General features: G+C 72.0%; 19 protein-coding genes. 8 read left to right on the top strand and 11 right to left on the bottom strand.

All coding sequences use genetic code 11. The annotated features are described in order from the left end of the window. The first annotated feature begins 86 nt into the window (after positions 1-86). The 5 genes from DEJ48_RS01585 to DEJ48_RS01605 all read left to right on the top strand — a co-directional run bounded on the left by DEJ48_RS01585 (position 87) and on the right by DEJ48_RS01605 (position 5,034). On the top strand, positions 87-875 hold the full coding sequence (locus DEJ48_RS01585; RefSeq protein WP_150213752.1) for an SGNH/GDSL hydrolase family protein: 789 nt from the start codon (positions 87-89) through the stop codon (positions 873-875). Continuing rightward, positions 872-2,140: an acyltransferase family protein gene (locus DEJ48_RS01590; protein ID WP_223831834.1), complete on the top strand. Its 1,269-nt coding sequence runs from the start codon at positions 872-874 to the stop codon at positions 2,138-2,140. Before DEJ48_RS01585 ends, DEJ48_RS01590 begins: the two co-directional genes overlap by 4 nt. A 73-nt stretch (positions 2,141-2,213) precedes the next feature. After that, positions 2,214-2,978 carry a response regulator transcription factor gene (locus DEJ48_RS01595; protein WP_150213754.1) on the top strand — a complete coding sequence of 255 codons (765 nt, stop codon included), beginning with the start codon at positions 2,214-2,216 and terminating at the stop codon, positions 2,976-2,978. Next, complete coding sequence (locus DEJ48_RS01600; protein WP_150213755.1) at positions 2,975-4,483, top strand: sensor histidine kinase; 1,509 nt, start codon at positions 2,975-2,977, stop codon at positions 4,481-4,483. Before DEJ48_RS01595 ends, DEJ48_RS01600 begins: the two co-directional genes overlap by 4 nt. After that, complete coding sequence (locus DEJ48_RS01605; RefSeq protein ID WP_150213757.1) at positions 4,480-5,034, top strand: GerMN domain-containing protein; 555 nt, start codon at positions 4,480-4,482, stop codon at positions 5,032-5,034. Before DEJ48_RS01600 ends, DEJ48_RS01605 begins: the two co-directional genes overlap by 4 nt. Before the next feature lie 13 nt (positions 5,035-5,047). Here the strand turns inward: DEJ48_RS01605 and DEJ48_RS01610 are convergent, their stop codons facing one another. Continuing rightward, positions 5,048-5,614, bottom strand: a complete 567-nt coding sequence (locus tag DEJ48_RS01610) for a CGNR zinc finger domain-containing protein (RefSeq protein WP_150213759.1) — start codon at positions 5,612-5,614, stop codon at positions 5,048-5,050. Positions 5,615-5,717: 103 nt separating this feature from the next. Here DEJ48_RS01610 and DEJ48_RS01615 point away from each other — a divergent pair, with 103 nt between their 5' ends. Continuing rightward, entirely contained in the window at positions 5,718-6,905 is a 1,188-nt protein-coding gene (locus DEJ48_RS01615; RefSeq protein ID WP_150213760.1) for an epoxide hydrolase family protein, read from the top strand. Positions 6,906-6,918: 13 nt separating this feature from the next. On the opposite strand, the gene DEJ48_RS01620 is transcribed toward DEJ48_RS01615, so the two are convergent. From DEJ48_RS01620 to DEJ48_RS01630, 3 genes are all read right to left on the bottom strand, one after another. Beyond that, the gene (locus tag DEJ48_RS01620; protein WP_150213762.1) at positions 6,919-7,929 is read right to left on the bottom strand and encodes a Ku protein; all 1,011 of its coding nucleotides are present in this window, start codon (positions 7,927-7,929) and stop codon (positions 6,919-6,921) included. 154 nt (positions 7,930-8,083) lie between these two features. Continuing rightward, the gene (locus DEJ48_RS01625; protein WP_150213764.1) at positions 8,084-9,064 is read right to left on the bottom strand and encodes a hypothetical protein; all 981 of its coding nucleotides are present in this window, start codon (positions 9,062-9,064) and stop codon (positions 8,084-8,086) included. Between the two features lie 63 nt (positions 9,065-9,127). Further along, positions 9,128-9,538: a hypothetical protein gene (locus tag DEJ48_RS01630; protein WP_150213766.1), complete on the bottom strand. Its 411-nt coding sequence runs from the start codon at positions 9,536-9,538 to the stop codon at positions 9,128-9,130. Positions 9,539-9,643: 105 nt separating this feature from the next. Between DEJ48_RS01630 and DEJ48_RS01635 the strand changes: the two genes are divergently transcribed. Next, the gene (locus DEJ48_RS01635; RefSeq protein ID WP_150213768.1) at positions 9,644-10,210 is read left to right on the top strand and encodes a hypothetical protein; all 567 of its coding nucleotides are present in this window, start codon (positions 9,644-9,646) and stop codon (positions 10,208-10,210) included. A 64-nt stretch (positions 10,211-10,274) separates the two neighbouring features. Here the strand turns inward: DEJ48_RS01635 and DEJ48_RS01640 are convergent, their stop codons facing one another. From DEJ48_RS01640 to DEJ48_RS01665, 6 genes are all read right to left on the bottom strand, one after another. After that, on the bottom strand, positions 10,275-11,228 hold the full coding sequence (locus tag DEJ48_RS01640) for an ATP-dependent DNA ligase (protein ID WP_150213770.1): 954 nt from the start codon (positions 11,226-11,228) through the stop codon (positions 10,275-10,277). Next, complete coding sequence (locus DEJ48_RS01645; RefSeq protein ID WP_150213772.1) at positions 11,225-12,274, bottom strand: serine hydrolase domain-containing protein; 1,050 nt, start codon at positions 12,272-12,274, stop codon at positions 11,225-11,227. Before DEJ48_RS01645 ends, DEJ48_RS01640 begins: the two co-directional genes overlap by 4 nt. Before the next feature lie 80 nt (positions 12,275-12,354). Beyond that, the gene (locus DEJ48_RS01650; RefSeq protein WP_150213774.1) at positions 12,355-13,278 is read right to left on the bottom strand and encodes a DUF6895 family protein; all 924 of its coding nucleotides are present in this window, start codon (positions 13,276-13,278) and stop codon (positions 12,355-12,357) included. Then, entirely contained in the window at positions 13,275-14,051 is a 777-nt protein-coding gene (locus tag DEJ48_RS01655; protein WP_150213776.1) for a hypothetical protein, read from the bottom strand. The genes DEJ48_RS01650 and DEJ48_RS01655 overlap by 4 nt, the downstream gene beginning before the upstream one ends. Beyond that, a complete protein-coding gene (locus DEJ48_RS01660) occupies positions 14,048-14,230 on the bottom strand; it encodes a hypothetical protein (RefSeq protein ID WP_150213778.1) in 183 nt (60 codons plus the stop codon). Before DEJ48_RS01660 ends, DEJ48_RS01655 begins: the two co-directional genes overlap by 4 nt. A 131-nt stretch (positions 14,231-14,361) precedes the next feature. Continuing rightward, on the bottom strand, positions 14,362-15,234 hold the full coding sequence (locus tag DEJ48_RS01665; protein WP_150213780.1) for a LysR family transcriptional regulator: 873 nt from the start codon (positions 15,232-15,234) through the stop codon (positions 14,362-14,364). A gap of 125 nt (positions 15,235-15,359) precedes the next feature. Between DEJ48_RS01665 and DEJ48_RS01670 the strand changes: the two genes are divergently transcribed. Further along, positions 15,360-15,749: a VOC family protein gene (locus tag DEJ48_RS01670; protein WP_150213782.1), complete on the top strand. Its 390-nt coding sequence runs from the start codon at positions 15,360-15,362 to the stop codon at positions 15,747-15,749. Between the two features lie 30 nt (positions 15,750-15,779). On the opposite strand, the gene DEJ48_RS01675 is transcribed toward DEJ48_RS01670, so the two are convergent. Further along, on the bottom strand, positions 15,780-16,757 hold the full coding sequence (locus DEJ48_RS01675; protein WP_150213784.1) for a phospholipase: 978 nt from the start codon (positions 16,755-16,757) through the stop codon (positions 15,780-15,782). Positions 16,758-16,896: the final 139 nt, after the last annotated feature.

Raw genomic sequence — 16,896 nt, forward strand, 5'->3', positions numbered from 1 at the left:
GTCGCGTATGACGGGAGTTCTCCCGCTGTGTGATGAAACGATGACAGCGGTCCTGAGCGGCGGTTTCACGGGTTCTGCTGGACGGCATGAACCACGAGAACACTGCCTCCCGGAATCCCCTGCGGCGCTCCGCCGCACTCGCGCTGGCCGCCGCGGTGGGCGTCACCGTCCTGGCCGCCTGCGGCGGCGGCACCGCGGACGGCAGGAGTGAGAACGCCGACGCGCACACGAACACGGACGCGCCCCGGGTCCTCTGGATGGGCGACTCCATTGCGGGCGCCGAGGCCCCGGCACTCGGCGCGGCGCTGAAGGCGGGCGCCGTCCCCTTCAAGTCGATGGCGGCCGACGGCGGCGGTGGCGTCGTCGGCGAAGTGGCGGGGCCGACCTGGGACGAGCTGCCGAAGGAGCTCGGCTCCTTCAAGCCGGACGTCGTCGCGTACCAGATCACCACCTACGACTGGGGCACGCCCGACGAACAGCGCGCGGCCTACGACAAGCTCGCCGAGACGGTCGGCGACGCGGGCGCCGACCTCGTCCTCGTCACCGCGCCTCCCTTCAAGATCGACGCGTTCTACAAGCCGCACGCGGCCGAGATCAAGACCGCCCCGCGGTCCGCCAAGTCCGTGGCCGACCGGCACAAGGACAAGGTCCGCTTCCTCGACTCCGCCGCCCTGTGGGGCACCGACGGCACCGCGCCCAAGGCGCACCGCAGCAAGGACGGCATCCACTCCTGCCAGCAGGGATCGGCCGCCTTCGCGCAGTGGCTGACCAAGGAGTTGGGCCGCCTGTACTCGTTCACGCCCGCTCCGGCGGAGCAGTGGGCGACCGGCTCGTGGACGGGTTCCAAGGTGTACGGACCGCTGGGCTGCAAGTGACACTCGCATCCGCGCCCGCCCCGACCGCGCCGCGTCCGCCGGCCAAGCGCCACATCGCACCCCTGGACGGGCTGCGGGGCCTCGCCGTCCTGGGTGTGCTGCTCTTCCACGCGGGCCGGTTCGACGGCGGCTTCCTCGGTGTCGACCTGTTCTTCGTGCTGTCCGGGTTCCTGATCACCGGCCAGCTCCTGAAGGAGGTCACCCGTGACGGGCGCGTCGACCTGCTCGCCTTCTGGGGCCGCCGCGCCCGGCGTCTGCTGCCCGCCCTCGCCGTGACCGTGGCGGGAACGCTGCTCCTGGTGTGGGCCTTCGGCTCGGTGACCCTGTTGCGGTTCGGGCTCGACGACACCCCGTGGGTGCTGGGCAACCTCGCCAACTGGCACTTCGTCGCCGACCAGGTCGGCTACTGGGACTCGGCGGACACGCGGGTCTTCAGCCATCTGTGGAGCATCGCGGTCGAGGAGCAGTTCTATCTCGTCTGGCCGCCGGTCCTGTACCTGGTCGCGTTCGGGCGGGGCCGGTTCCGGTCGCGCCGGGGCATGGGGCGGCGGGCAGGGTCCGGAATCGATGGGCGGGTCGCCGCCCTCGCCGCCGTCGGGGCGGTGGTCTCGCTGGCGCTCATGATCGCCCTCACGGGGCCGGTCGACACCACGCGCGTGTACGAGGGCACGGACACCCGCGCGTTCTCGCTACTGCTCGGGGCGCTGATGGCGACCACTCCGGCCACACGCGCCGTGGCGCGGCTCGGGTCCCTGGGGGCCTCATGGGCCGCGCTGTTCCTGGCCTGCGGCATCGCGGCGTACTGGTCGCTGACCGACGGACAGAACTCGCCCGCCCTGTTCCGAGGCGGTCTGTTCCTGCACGCCCTTGCCGCCGCCCTGCTCATCGGCTGCCTCGCGCAGGCACCGGACGGTCCCGTCGGCCGGGTGGCGGGCAGCGCCCCGCTGCGCAGACTCGGCACGGTCTCGTACAGCCTCTACCTGTGGCACTGGCCGGTCTACGTCCTGCTGAGCGAGGAGCGGCTCGGCAGGACGGGCTGGGACCGGACCGCGCTCATCGTCGCCGTGTCCGTCGCGGCCGCCGCCCTGTCGAAGTACCTGGTCGAGGACCCCGTGCGGTTCCGGGCGCGCTGGGCACACGGCCGCTCGGGCGCGGTCGCGCTCGTCGCCACCTTCGCCGTGCTGGTCGCGCTGTGGGCCGCCCTGCCCGTGCCGCGGGCCGGGGCCGGGTCCGTGGACGTCACGCGACTCTCCGCCGACGGCTGAGTCCACGTACGACGGCGTAGCGGGGCGAGATGGGCGAAGATCGCAGAGAGATCACCGACGGGAGCACATCGCCATGCCACGAGTTCTGCTGATCGAGGACGATCCCGCGGTGCAGAAGGGCGTGTCTCTGGCGCTCCGCCGCCGGGGTCACGAGCTGGAGGTGGCGGCCAGCGGCGAGACCGGCCTGCTCACCCTGGAGCGGTTCCGGCCCGATCTGGTCCTGCTCGATCTGATGCTGCCGGGCATGTCCGGTCTGGAGGTCTGCCGCCGCATCCGCGAGACGATGCAGCTGCCGATCATCATCCTCTCCGCCCGGGGCGACGACATCGACCTGGTCGTGGGCCTGGAGGCGGGCGCGGACGACTACATCGTCAAGCCCGCGAGCGGTGAGGTCATCGAAGCCCGGATGAAGGCCGTCCTCCGACGTGTCGTGCCGCAGGATCCCGCCGCCGACTCCGGCCGGGACGGGTCCACCGGACGGGTCCGTGCACACGGCCGGGAGGACCACGGCGATCTCGCCGTCGACCGCAGCGCGCTGCTCGTGTCCAAGGCGGGCCGCGAACTGTCTTTGGCGCCCTCCGAGTTGAAGCTGCTGCTCTTCCTTTCCGCGGCGCCGGGGCAGGTCTTCAGCCGCCAGCATCTGCTGGAACAGGTGTGGGAGCACAGTTTCTACGGTGACGCCCGGCTGGTCGACGCCTGCGTCATGCGGCTGCGCGGCAAGGTCGAGGACGACCCGCGCCGGCCGGTGTACATCCAGACGGTACGAGGCTTCGGGTACCGGTTCGGGCCCGTGCCCCGGCCGGACGGCGGCGAGCAGCGGCGTCAGGACGAGCGGTGAGGCTGCGGCCGCCCAGGGGCCTGCGCGTCCGCCTCGTCGTCGCGTTCCTCCTCGTCTCGGCGCTCAGCGCGCTGATCACCGCCGCGCTCACGTTCCGTCAGGCGCGGTCCGCGATCCTCGACCGGACGCAGGACAACGCCGTCCACGAACTGCGCGCCCAGGTCGACTCCCTCGCCCCCGACCTGCCCTTCCCGCCCACCACGCAGGACCTGCGCAACTTCACCCTCCAGCTGGACAGGGCGGGCACGTCCCGCGACTGGCGGACCGCCGCGTCGTATCGGGGCGGGCCACCGGTCAGCGCTCCGGGCGCGGAGCGGAGCACGGCGATTCCCGCGGCCCTGCGCGAGGCGGTAGGGCAGCGGAAGGACGCGGTCGTGCGGCAGCGGGTCGAACGTGACGGCACGCCGTGGCTCGTCATCGGCATGCCCGTCCTCTACGGCACGGACGGTGAGGGGGACCGGGCCGCCGCGTCCGGTCTGGTGGTGTACGCCGACTTCTCACTGGACGGCGACAAGGCCGACATCGCCGCGCTGGTCACCGCCGCACAGGCGGGCGCCGTCCCCGCGCTCGTCATCGCCCTGGCCCCGGCCCTGTTCGCGGCGCGCCGCGTCCTGCGCCCCGTGCGCGGCCTGCGCAACGGCGCCGAGCAGCTCGCGTCGGGCGACCTCGGGACCCGGCTCCCGGTGACCGGGCACGACGAACTGTCCGACCTCACGCGGACCTTCAACGCCATGGCCACGCACCTGGAACGGGACGACGCGGAGCTGCGCCGCATGGAGGCCACCGCGCGTCGCTTCGCCGCCGACGTGGCTCACGAGCTGCGGACGCCGCTCGCCGCGATGGCGGCGGTGACCGAGGTGCTCGACGAGGACGCGCACAGCGGGGCCCTGCCCGCGGACACCGCCGACGCCGTCCTCCTCGTCAGCGAGGAGACCCGCAAGCTGACCCGGATGGTCGAGGACCTGATGGAGGTGTCCCGCTTCGACGCGGGCGCCGCCACTCTCCACCTGGACGAGGTCGCGCTGCGCACGCTCGTCGAGAAGACGGTGCACCTGCGCGGCTGGCAGGTGCCGCCGGGCCGGGTCGTGGTGGAGGTGCCCGACGACGTACGTGTGTCCGTCGACCCGAGACGGATCGATGTCGTCCTGGCCAACCTCATCGGCAACGGACTGCGCCACGGCGCTCCTCCGGTCGTCGTCCGGGCACGGCACGAGCCGGGTTCCGGTCCCGAGGACCCCGAAGGCGGCACGGTCGTCGTCACGGTCACCGACCACGGCCCCGGCATCCCCGATGACGTACTGCCGCACGTCTTCGACCGTTTCTACAAGGCCGACGCGGCCCGCACCCGATCCGAGGGAAGCGGCCTGGGTCTCGCCATCGCCGCCGAGAACGTCCGCCTGCACCACGGCACTCTCACCGCCGCCACCTCCCCCGAGGGCGGCGCGGAGTTCACCCTCACGCTGCCCGTCGCACTCCCCCGACCCGAAGTGGAGGAAGGGCCATGAGGACACCGCACCCGTGCGTCCCCCTGCTCGCCCTCGTACCGCTGCTGGTGGCGACCGGCTGCGGCGTCAGCACGACCGCACCGCAGGAGGCGGGCGCTCCCGCCTCCGGCATCCAGCGCCCCGGCACCAGCGCGGACCACGCCCGCCTCTACTTCGTCGGCCCGTACGGCCTGCGCGCCACCACCCGCCCCACCGACCGCCCCCTGCTCCCCCAGCAGGCCATCGACCTCCTCCTGGAGGGCCCCACCGAAGCGGAACGCCAACGGGGCCTGATCAGCGAAGTGCCTGCCATGAACGGCCGCCTGACGGCCACCGCGGCGACCGCGGGCACCGTCGACATCTACCTTCCCGTGACCGTCGCGGAGCTGCAGATCGCCGCCGTCAGCCAACTCGCCTGCACCGCCGCTTACTCCGACGTCCCCGGCGACAGGCCGCCCACGACCGTCGACATCCGCTTCCACGAGAACCTCGGCCGCTCCCCCGCACCGTGGACGGTACGGTGCGACGCCGACGGCAACGCCCACCCGCTCACGGAGGGCGCGCCGAGGTGACGACGGTCGCCGGCTAGTCGGCGTTTCTCCGCTGGTTGGCGTTGAAGCGTGCCTTCTTCTGACGGTTGCCGCACGTGTTCATGTCGCACCATTTGCGGCTGCGGCTCTGGCTGGTGTCGAAGAAGGCGGCCCGGCAGGTCGGTGACGCGCACAGGGCCAGCTTTCCGTCGCGCTCGCCCGCGAGGATGCCGATCGCGTCCGCGGCGATCACGCTGAGGGCGTCCTCCACGCGGGAGGGCGAGCCGAGCCGCCATCGCCGCTCACCCTCCGCCGTCAGGACAGCCGCGGCCCGGCCCTGAACGCTGCGGTCGTTGATGATTCGGACAGCGCCCTCGGGAAGAGCCTCCTGGAGCGCGCCCGCTGCCGCGGCGGCGTGGATCGACTCCCTCAGCTCCCGGGCGAGGTCGAACTCGGCGGCGGTGCAGGAGTCGACGGCGAGGCCATTCACCGCCAGCCAGTCGACAAGTCGACACGGCATGGGAATGCGTTCCACCGGGTCTCCCTGACGTTCCGTCAGGGTCGCCGTGAAGCTGGTGGCCAGCACCTTGCCGAGGCGGAAGCCGGGGAACTCGGTACGCATGGAACCAGCTTAGCCGGTTGCGGCACGCCTCGGAATCCTGCTAGAACCGGCTTAGCCGGTTCGTGATCGATGGCAGCCGGTTCCTCGACGGTCAGGAGGTCTCATGTCCCACCCCACCAGCGACGGCGTACGCGCCGACGTGCACGTCTTCACGGCCCGCGCGACCGACGCCGACCTCGACGACCTGCGCGCACGACTGGCCTCGGCGCGCCTCCCGGAGGCCGAGACGGTCCAGGGAGCTTCGACCGGCCCGCGCCGATGGGATCAGGGCGTCCCGCTCGCCGACCTCACCGAAGTCGTGGACTACTGGCGCACCGCGTACGACTGGCGGGCATTCGAGGAGCGCCTCGACCGGATCGGCCAGTTCCGCACGACCGTCGACGGCCTGGGCATCCATTTCCTGCACCGCCGATCCACGCGCGCGGCTGCCACTCCCCTCCTCCTGACGCACGGCTGGCCGGGCAGCATCGCCGAGTTCGTCGACGTGGTGGACGAGCTCACGGACCCGGACGACGCGGACGCCCCGGCGTTCCATGTCGTGGCCCCGTCGCTCCCGGGCTTCGGTTACAGCGACAAGCCGACCGCCACCGGATGGGGAACGGAAAGGATCGCGGCCGCCTGGGTGGAACTGATGGGAAGGCTCGGCTACGACAAGTTCGCGGCCCACGGCGGCGACTGGGGCGGCAACATCACCACCGTTCTCGGCGGCAGGTTCCCCGCGCACGTCCTCGGCATCCACACGCTGTTCGCCGAGGCGCCCCCCGGTCTGACGACGGACGGGCTGACGGCGACCGAGCGCCGGTGGACCGAGGAGACCCGCGACTTCTGGCGCCACCGCGCGGCGTACGCGAAGCAGCAGGCGACCCGGCCGCAGAGCATCGGCTACGCGCTCGTCGACTCACCGGTCGGCCTGCTCGCCTGGATCCTCGACAAGTTCGCCGAGTGGACGGACACCGAGGACAGCCCGTTCGAGACGCTCTCCATGGACAGGGTCCTCGACGACGTCACCCTGTACTGGCTGACGCGGACCGGCGCGTCGGCGGCCCGCATCTACTACGAGAGCCACAACTCCCTCGACCCCGAACTGCGGGTCGACGTCCCGTCGGCCATCACCATGTACCCCCGCGACATCGAGAAGTCGCCGCGCCCCTGGGCTCAGGAGCGGTACCGGCAGATCGTCCGGTGGAACGAGCCCCGGCGCGGGGGGCACTTCCCGTCCCTGGAGGTGCCCGAGTTCTTCGTCGAGGACCTGCGGGAGGGGCTCGCGGCGGTGCTGGCCGCGCGCGGGTGAAGGCACCGCGCGGTCAGGCCGCGCTCTTCTTGCCGCCGCGGCGTCCCGCACGGGACAGTGCGTCGATGAGGTCGTCCCTGGTCATCTTGGACCGGCCCTCGATGTTCTGTTCCGTGGCGCGTTGGTAGAGCTCGGACTTGCTCAGCTCCTTCAGGTCGCTCTTGCTCGGCTCCTTCGAGGCGCTCTTGCTCGCCGCTTTCGTGTTCGTTCTCTTTGCGGCCTTGCCGCCCTTGCCGCTCTTCCCGCCCCGAGCGCGGTCGAGGCTGCCCTGCAGGACTTCCATGAGGTCGACGACGTTGGTGGCCTCCGGCGCCTCCTCGGCGGCCGTGATCTCCTGGCCCTCCGCCTTCGCGCGCACCAGCTCACGCACCTTCTCCTGATAGGTGTCGTGGTACTTGGCGGGCTCCCACGGAGCGTCCAGTGCGTCGATCAGCTGGATCGCCATGTCCCGCTCCTTGCCCTTGACCGCCCGGGCGGACGGCACTTCGGGAAGTTCCCGGCCCGGGTCGCGGACCTCGTCCGCCCAGTGCAGGGTCTGCAGCACGAGCACCTTCTCGTCGGCCCGCAGCGCGGTCAGGTACTGCTTGCCGCGCATCACGAACGTCGCGATGCCCGCCTTGCCGACCTCCGCGAGCGCCTCCCTCAGCAGCCCGTACACCTTGATGTGGTCCTTGCCGCGGGGCGCGATGTAGTAGGTGCGGTCGAAGTAGACCGGGTCGATCGCGTCCAGGTCCACGAAGTCGCTGATGTCGATGGTCCGGGACCGGCCGGGGGCGACCTCGTCCAGCTCGTCGGGCTCGATGACGACGTACTCGCCCTCGGCCGCCTCGTACCCCTTGACGATGTCCTCGGTCTGCACCTCCTTCCCGGTGCGTTCGTTGACGCGCCGGTTGCGGATGCGGTCGGAGGTGCCGCGCTGGAGCTGGTGGAAGTGGACCGTGTGGTTCTCGACGGCGGTGTACAGACCCACCGGCACGCTGACCAGCCCGAAGGTGATCACGCCGGTCCAGATCGCGCGTGCCATGTACGCCCACTTCCGTCGTCAGCCCTACTGGTCCTGATGGCCTCTGCTGGGCCCCCGCTGCCCACGCTGGCATCGCAGGGCGCACCGCGCCCGCTGGAGGCGGCCGAGCGGCGGAGACCCCGGGCACGACGGCGACCGAGCCGGGGCGGCACGGCTAATCGAGCTCCTTACGGAGGCGTTCCGACTCCTCACCGGCCTCCTGCGCCGCTCGTTCGGCCTCCGCCGTCGCGGTCGCCGCCGCCCGGCTCCGCTTCTCGGCCTCTCTCTGCTCCCGCTCGGTGTCCTTCAGCTCCCGCTGGGCGCGCCGGAGCTCCTCGCGTGCCCGCTCCAGCTCCGTCTCGGCGTCGGACACCTGTCGGCGGGCCTGGTCGTGCCGGTCGTGCGCCTGTCGGAGCGAGGCGTCGGCGTCATCCTGTGCGGAGCGCAGCTCTCCGAGCTGCCGGTCCGCCGCTTCGGCCGCCTCGCGGGCCTCTCGGGCGCGCCTCTCCTGCTTCTGGCGGCGGCGCTCGGCGAGCTCGTCCTTCCGCCCCTTGGGCCCCGCGCTCTCACGCGGCGCCCGCTTCGCCGCCGGGGCCGCGGCCCGCGCCTTCGATGCCGGGTTCGAGCCCGAGCCCGCGCCGGACGCGGACGGGAAGTCCGACGGCGGGGTGAGCGTGCTTTCGAGGCGGCCGGTCGCCCATTGGTCCGCCGCGTCCTCGTCCGCGAGTACCGCGCGCAGGGTGGATGCGACGTCCTGCTGTGCCGCGTCCGACAACCGGTGACCGGCGTCCCTGGCGAGGGTGGCGGCCTGCCGGGTCAGGGCGGAGACGACGCTGGTGCGCTGCTTGGACAGTTCCTTGATCTCGGCGGCGTCGAGGGTCCGGTACGCCTTGCGCAGTTCCCGCCCGAGGTCCAGGAACCGGCGGCTCTCCGCGGGCTGCTCGTGCAGCAGCAGGTTCGCCGCCCACGCCGCGAGGGTGGGGCGGCGGGCGGCACGGATCCGTCGGGCGTCCTCCGCGCGTCCGCCCGTCCTGGCCCGCGCGGCGAGTTCCTCGCGGCGGGAGACGAACCGGGGCGGCGCCGTGGCGTAGAGCTCGTCCAGGAGACTCTCCACGTCGCGTTCGTCGCCGCTGTCCCGTCCGCCCTTGCGCCGCATCAGCTACAGCGTCCCCCGGGGCCGGCCGCCGCGCACGTCGAGCGGTCGGCTCGGGCGGACGTGTCAGAGGTCGAAGCCGAGGGCCCGGAGGCGGTCCCACGTCGGGTTGCGTTCGGTCGGTCCTTCGGGTGCGTGGCGGGCGTTCCGGAACTCGCGTGGTTCGCACACCATGCCCGGCAGCGTGCGACCGGTCACCTCACCCCAGGGGTTGTCCGAGCCGCTCGTCTCCATGGCGGCGCACGGCAGCAGGCAGAACGACCAGCCGTTCCCGGCGTCACCGATCCGCCCGATGTTCGGGTCGTCGTACCGGTGTGTCGGCCAGGCCTGCTCGATCCGCTCGATGGTGGCCGGGTCGAGGACCGGTGAGTCCTCGGGCGCCCCGAGCCGTACCGCCAACTCCCTGGGGCTCACGCCCTGGCCGAAGACCAGGCCGAAGTATTCGGGACCGTCGCCGTCGGCCTCGGTCCACGCCAATCCGCCCCTGGGCGGGAGTGACCATGTGCCAGACCGCCACCCCATGGGGCGACTACTGTACGGACACAACTTGTTGCCCTCCGTGGCGACTTGAGGAGGAATCCTGTGTCATCGCCCTGCGATCCCGAACACGCCCCCGTCGGCGATGTGGGCACGGCGCTCATGATGATCGACTCGCGGCTCAAGACCATTCACGCGGGCAGGACCGAGGTCGACCCCGAACAGCAGGAGATGGTCCGGCAGTTCGCGGCGTCACTGGGTCCGAGAGGAGCCGACGACCTGCTCAACGGCGCCTGCACGCTCATCTACATGTTCATGTCGTGGCTGCGGAAGGCGCATGAGGATCACGGCAAGGACGTCATCGAGTACGTGGTGCCCACGCTCGTGGCGACGATGCGCATGATGCCGAAGAGCATTCCGTCCGAGGCGATCCCGACCATGGCCGGTCTGGTCATCGCCGCGGGCACCGGCCTGAGCCCCAACCTCTGGCGCCAGCAGTACGGGGACTGGACCGAGGCCGAGATGAACCCCCTGGAAGCGACGGCCTTCCTGCTCGCGGAGCACATCAACCGCATCACCGACGACCCCGACTTCGCCACCCGGATGGTCGCCGAAACCCTGGCGGGCGCGGACGAGGCGGCCGGTGCGAACGACGGGATCGACGAGGACTAGAGCCTGTGTCACAGGCTCTCAGTCGGGAGGGCGGGCCCCGCGTCGGCCGTCGGCCTCCGGTGCGTCACACCTCGGGGGCCAGGTCCGGGCGCAACCGGTGCCACACGGGGTGACGCAGCAGACCGGCCCGCGTGCGGGTGGTGTACCGGACCTCGGCGACCAGCCGCGGCAGCACCCACCTCGCGCCCGGCACCGCGGGCGCGGGCGTGAAGGGGCAGTCCTCGACGGCGGCGACATCCAACAGGCGCGCGATGTCGGCCCGCTCGCGTTCGTTCCACCCCGTGCCCACGCTCCCGCGGTAGACCAGGACCCCGTCCACGTACTCGCCCACGAGCACCGCTCCCGGCAGTCCTCCGAGCCGCCCCTGCCCGGGCATCCAGCCGCCGACGACGACATCCGCGGTCTGTACGTTCCTGACCTTGATCCAGGCCGGGGAGCGCCGGCCTGGCTCGTACACGGAGTCGAGCCGCTTCAGCACGAGCCCCTCCAGGCCCTGGGACCGGGCGAGTTCGAGCGCCTGGCGGCAGTGCCCCGTCACCGCCGTCGGGACCGACCAGTCCGGGCCGCCCGCGACGAGATCCTTCAGGGTGTCGCGCCGCCGGGTGTAGGGCAGTCGGGTCAGGGGCCTGCCGCCCAGGTGGAGGACGTCGAAGAGGATCAGGTGGGCCGGGGCCTGCGCGGCGAGGCGGGCCGCCTTCGCCGGAGAGCCTGACAGACCCATGCGCGGCTGGAGACGTTCGAAGCTCGAACGGCCCGCCTCGTCGAGTACGACGATCTCCCCGTCCAGCACGGCCGGCGCATCACCCAACGCGCCGGCCAGGCCCCGTAGTTCCGGGTACGCGGCGGTGATGTCCGCGCCCGAGCGGGACCGGATGACCATGGTGCGGTCGCCGGGCAGGTACACCAGGGCCCGCTGCCCGTCGTGTTTGGTCTCCGTGCTCCACAAGTGCTCGTCGGCCGGGGTCGGCAGTGCCCCCGGGGTGGCGAGCATGGGGGCGATGCGTGGCAGGGCGGTCATGAGCCCGCACCCTCGCCCGGGTCGCCGTGTTCGGAGGGCTGGGCGAGCGCCCACAGTTCGAGGTAGGCCCGCTGGATGAACGCGCCGGACGGCGTGGGGCCGGTGTTGGCCAAGGCGGCCAGCGCCACGTCCGCCTGTGGGCTGAAGCCCGCGAAGGCGGTGAAGCCTCGGGTGCCTCCGGAGTGGTGGTAGAGGTCCCGGTCGGAACGGGGTCTGATGTTCCAGACGAGGGCGATACGCCTGCCGGTGCGGGGCAGGGCGATGCGGGGGCGGGTGACGTCGGCGAGGGCGGTGCGCAACGTGCGGGGGACGGTGGCGGGTGCCGAGGCCGGATCGCGGAGAGCGTCGAGCGTGGTCAGGAGGTCGCGTGCGGTCGACCGGACCATGCCTGCCGCGGGCAGGGCGGACATCCGCCAGGCCGGGCGTGCCCTGCCGTGCCAGTAGCCGGTGGCCTGGGGCTGGTCGATGGTGGCGGTGGTCCGCGTGAGGCCGAGCGGTCGCAGGACGCGTTCGGCGAGCAGCGGGGCGAAGTCTCCCCCGCCGACGGCGCGGGCGAGCAGGTCTCCGAGGAGGCCGACGCCGAAGTTGGAGTAGCGCACGCGGGTGCCGGGGGCGGCGTGGGGCCGGGTGCGGGGCAGGGCGCGACGCAGGGACGTGGTGTCGTAGCCCTCGTACGGGTTGCTGTACCAGGCCGGTGCGGCCGTGCGCAGGAAGCCGGGTGGCAGCCGGGGCAGGCCGGAGGTGTGGGTGGCCAGGTGGAGGAGGGTGATGGGCGCGCCGCGCGAGCGGGGGGCGGCGGCGCGCGGCAGGAAGCGGGTGATCGGGTCGTCGTACGCGACCTCGCCGCGCGCCACCGTCTCGGCCAGGAGGAGCGCGGTGAAGGTCTTGGTGAGGGAGCCGATCTCGAAGCGGGTGTCGGGGTCGGCGGGTGCGCCGCCTTCGAGCGCGGTGGCGCCTGTGGTCAACAGGGCGTGGTCCGGGCCCCGTCGTACGGCGAGGGTGACCGCGCTCGCGCCGGGCGCGGTGGCGCGCAGGGCGTCGAGCATGCGTACCGCCCAAGGGGGCCCACTCGCCGCCTCCCCTGTTTCGCTCCGATCAGTGGTCTGCGCCAGGCCCCACGGGCTCTTCACCCCGCCCCGCCCAGCGTCCGCGACACCGCCAGCGTCCCGGCGACGGCGGCGACGACAGCGGTGTGCTGGTGGTCGGTGAACCGCTGCTCGGGGTCGTCGTCCACGGGCTCCCCGTCGCGCGGCATCAGCCCGTCGGCATGCTGGGCCGCGGCGAACCGCTCCCAGTCCGCGGGCTCGCAGTACGGCTCCTCCAGACAGCAGCCCACGATCATCAGCTCGCCCACCAGGTCCCACTGCTCGATCTCGGCCCAGATGTCGATCCAGACCGGCAGCCAGGTGGTCACGTAGGCGGCGAGACCTGCGGGCAGACCGGAGGGCGTGCCGCCCCAGTCGGTGAGATGGAAGACGGTGTGGGTGAGGCAGTAGCCGGTCATCCAGTCGATGAGCCAGGGCTCCGGTGTCGCGCCCAGCCAGGTGGCGCGGGTCAACGTGCCCCAGTCGTACGCGCGTTCCCCACGGTCCAGGCCGACGACGCGGGCCGCGTTCGCCACCGCGAGGCGACGGTTGGGAAGGTACTCGGAACCGCGGACCGAGCGCAGCGCGCCGGTGTGGCCGGCCAGCCGCTCCAGGGGTTCGTGGCGCAGGCCGCAGCGGGCGAACGGCGCGTACGTCTCCAGCGGGTCGGTCATCATCGGGTAGCGCAGCAGCCGTTCGTACAGCATGTCTCCCCGGCCGAACTGTTCCCAGCAGAAGTCCAGGAGCTCGCTCGCCTTGCGCTGCTCGGTACTGCCCGCGACCGACTCCCGCAGCACGAGGGAGGCGGCCACGGCGCTCTCCCCGAGGGGTTTGTAGACGCTGTTGGGGTCGCCGAGGTCGGCGGTGGTGTCGGGGGGCAGTGCGCCGCGCTCGCGGTGTGTGTGGAGCCAGGCAAGGGCCTGCGCGCTCACCTCGTGGGCGGTGCGCGTCACGGGCGTGGTCATGCGTCCTCCAGTCCGAGCAGCCGCCGGGCGATCGCGACGTCGAGAGCGAGCCGCGGCCCGGCGCCGTACAGGCCGAGGTGGTCGACGAGAGGCGCCGGATCGAGGGGCAGGGGCACGCCTTCGGTGTGCAGCAGGACGAGCCAGCGCGCGATGCGGGCGGCAGTGGGGAAGTCACGGCGGAGCACGGCGCGGGTGGCGCCTCGGGCGAGAGCGAGCGGCGCGGCGCCGGTGCGGGCAGAGAAATGGACGGGGCCGTCGAGACCGGGGAGTGCGAGCGGTGAGAGCTGGCCCATACGGACGGACCAGCGCTGCCAGTCGGTGTCGGCAAGCCCGCCGGACGGGCGGCCGTCGAGGACCGGAGAGCCCGCGGGCCGTGGCGCGAGAAGCTCGCTGTCCGGCTGCCCGTCGGCCTCCTTGGTGAACCGGGCCAGCAGAGTCGCCGTCGCCCAGTCGCGCCACGCCACGAGCCACGGTTCGGCGGCTCCGTCGGGCGGCGGGGCCGGCGTGCTCACCGCGGGCGGGAACACCGCGAAGGACTGGGTGACGGCGGCGGCGTCCTGGGGGTGGAAGACCGCGTCGCCCAGCAGGAAGGGGGCGAAGCCGTCGGCTCCGACGACGCGGACGGCGGCCAGTGCGGCCTTGGGGTCCTCGGCGCGTTCGACGTGTTCCGCGAACATGGCGGTGCCCCCGACGCCACGCAGGGCGTCGAGAGCACGGAGAGCCAGGTCAGCCGCTGACGCGGCGTACGCGGTCTGCGACTGATCGGGGCTCACTTGCCTTTCGGCTCCTTCGGCTGCTTCGGCGAGAGAAGGATCAGCGCGAGGAGAACGCCCTCCGCTCGCGGCGAGTAGATCGGCGCGTCGCTCAGAATCGCCTCTGGCTCCACCATGGCGGTACTGAGCGCCTCGGTGTCCGTCGGAGTGAAAAGAAGCGGTGTGTGCTGAGCAAGCATCAGTGCCTCCTCATAGATACGTCGTCACCAAGTCCGGTGACGCCCACCCTCGGACCAGTCTAAGGCCATTAGTCCCATATGTCTGTTTTACGCACCGTGACGCCCTCTGGCGACCGCAACTCCCCGTCTTCTCACGGGAGTTCGTCCAGCAGCGCCAGGAAAGCGGCGGCCGGAGGCGACGGCGTGAGGCGGCTCCAGACGAGGCGCTCCACCCGTACCGGCCCGTCGGTGACCGGTACGCACCGCACCCCGTGCAGTTCCGCGGCGAACGGCGCCGGCAGCAGGGCCACGCCGAGGCCGTGGCGGACCATCCGGGACATGAGCTCGACGCCGGACACCTCGAAGGCGACCTCACGCGGCACCCCTGCGGCCACGAACGCCTCGTCCGACTGAGAACGCGCGGCACTGCCCTCGGCGAAGTCCACGAACGTCTCGTCCGCGAGGCGGTGCAGATCGACCTTCTCCTCCGCGGCCAGCGGGTGGTCCGGCGCGACCACGGCGACGTGCTCCCCGTGAGCGAGTTCGCGGTCCCGGACCCCTTGGGGCCGGAAACCGGGCTGTACGCCGAGGAACGCCGCGTCGACCACACCCTCGCGCACCTGCTCCACGAGCCGTTCGCTGGAACCGGCCCGCAAAGTGATCCGTACTTGCGGGTAGCGCAGCCGGTAGCCCTTCAGCACGGCTGGCAGGTCGACGGCCGCCACGGTGGGAATCGACCCCACGGTCAGCTTCCCCCGCACCTCACCGGTGGCCGCCGCCACCTCGGCGCGGGCCCGCTCGGCCGCTTCCAGGGCCTCCCGCGCGGCGGGCAGGAACGCCTCTCCCGCGCTGGTCAGCCACACCTTGCGGCTGGTCCGCTCGAACAGCCGGGCGCCCAGCTCCTTCTCCAGCTTCGCCACTTGGTGGCTCAGCGCGGACTGGACGACGTGGCATTTCGCCGCCGCACGCGTGAAGCTCGCGGTCTCCGCCACCGCGAGGACGTACCGCATCTGCTGAAGGTCCATCGATCCATCGTGAAACACGATGGATCGGATGACAAGCATGTGTTGGACCGATGGATCACCGGTCGGACATCCTGAAGTCAGCCCGGAAGACAGTCCGGAAACCCTCTCGACCCACGGAGACAGCCATGCGCGTCATCGCCTTCGACCACCTCGTACTGAACGTCGCCGACATCGAGCGCTCCCTCGCCTTCTACACCGGCCCGCTGGGGCTCGACCCGGTGCGGGTGGACGAGTGGCGGGCCGGGCAGGTCCCCTTCCCCTCCGTGCGGGTGAGCCCCACCACGATCATCGACCTCATCGAAGGGCCCGACGGCGCACCGGCGGGCTCCAACGTCGACCACATCTGCCTGGTCGTCGAGCCCCTCGACTGGCAAGAGGTCATCGATTCCGGAGAGTTCACCGTGGTGGACGGGCCCGGCAAGCGGTTCGGCGCCCGGGGCACCGCGCTCTCCCTCTACGTCAACGACCCGGACGGCAACACGGTGGAGCTGCGGTGGTACCCGCAGGACGCCTGACGGGACTCGCTCCCGGGCTCCGGCTCGTTCTCAGCTGCCGAAGGGGACGTCGTCCGCGGTGGCCATGCGGCGGGTGTCGCCGTGGGCCCGGACGAACTCCTTGATGTGGGCGAGGGCTTGCTTCGCGTCCGACTCGTCCTTGCCGCAGCCGCCGGTGCCGGAGACGCCGTCGGGGTAGCAGGAGGCCCGGTGGCCGTAGATCAGACCGTCGGCGTTGCCGCCGGACTCGTCCAGGAGGCGGTTGGTGGCGTCGCCGTCATGGGCCGCCGTCGTCCAGCCGAAGACACGGGCCAGTTCGCCGCGGTCCCGCGCCTGTGAGCCGAGGCGGACCTGCTTGCTCACGTTCCCGAGGACGGTCGGCAGGTTGAGGTTGAACAGGCCCTTGTCCATGACCCGTTGATTGTGGGCGATGGCCCCGCCGGACTCGTCGTACTGCCGCCGGACGTCCTCGTGGTCGCCGCTGATGTCCACGCCCTCCAGGTCGGTGAGGTCGCGGCTGACGTCCTTCCAGCCGGACCCGCCCGCGGTGCCGTAGAAGCCGTACAGGACCCGCACGCCGGCGCTCTCCAACTTGGTACGGGCCAGGTCGCGCAGGGCGGCGACCGAGCAGTGCCGCCACTTGGTGTCGCCGCTGTCGCAGTAGTCCGGGTTCTTCAGGTCCAGCCAGACGAACCCGATGTTCTTGCCCGCGCGGCGCTGCTCCGCGATCCGGTCGAACATGTCCGACATGGTGTCGCCGGAGCTCGTGGGGAGCCCGTCGTGATCCGCCCACCAGCCCTTCTTCCAGGCGGTGGCGTCGATCTCCACCGCGTTGGCCCCGTGGTCGAGTGCCTTGTCGACGCCGTCGACGGTCAGCACCCGGTGCGCGATCGCCCAGACCGGCCGCTTGTCCGTCGGGCCGGAGGCGGCGGCGGCCTGCGGGGCGGCCAGACCCATGACCAAGGCGCCGCTCGCGGCGGCGAACGTCGCCGCCCGGGCGGTCGAGCGGGTACGGGCTCCACGATTCACGGTTGTTTCTCCGTCCGTTCCTGTGCTCCGCTCCACCCGGGCGCCGCACGGGAAGGTGACGGCGCCGCGGGAAAGAGCGTGCCGGACACGTACGTTCGCATCCGGCCTCAGCTGCCGCACCTGCCCACACCGTCACATG

The sequence above is a fragment of the Streptomyces venezuelae genome, from assembly GCF_008642315.1.
Lineage (GTDB): Bacteria > Actinomycetota > Actinomycetes > Streptomycetales > Streptomycetaceae > Streptomyces > Streptomyces venezuelae_D.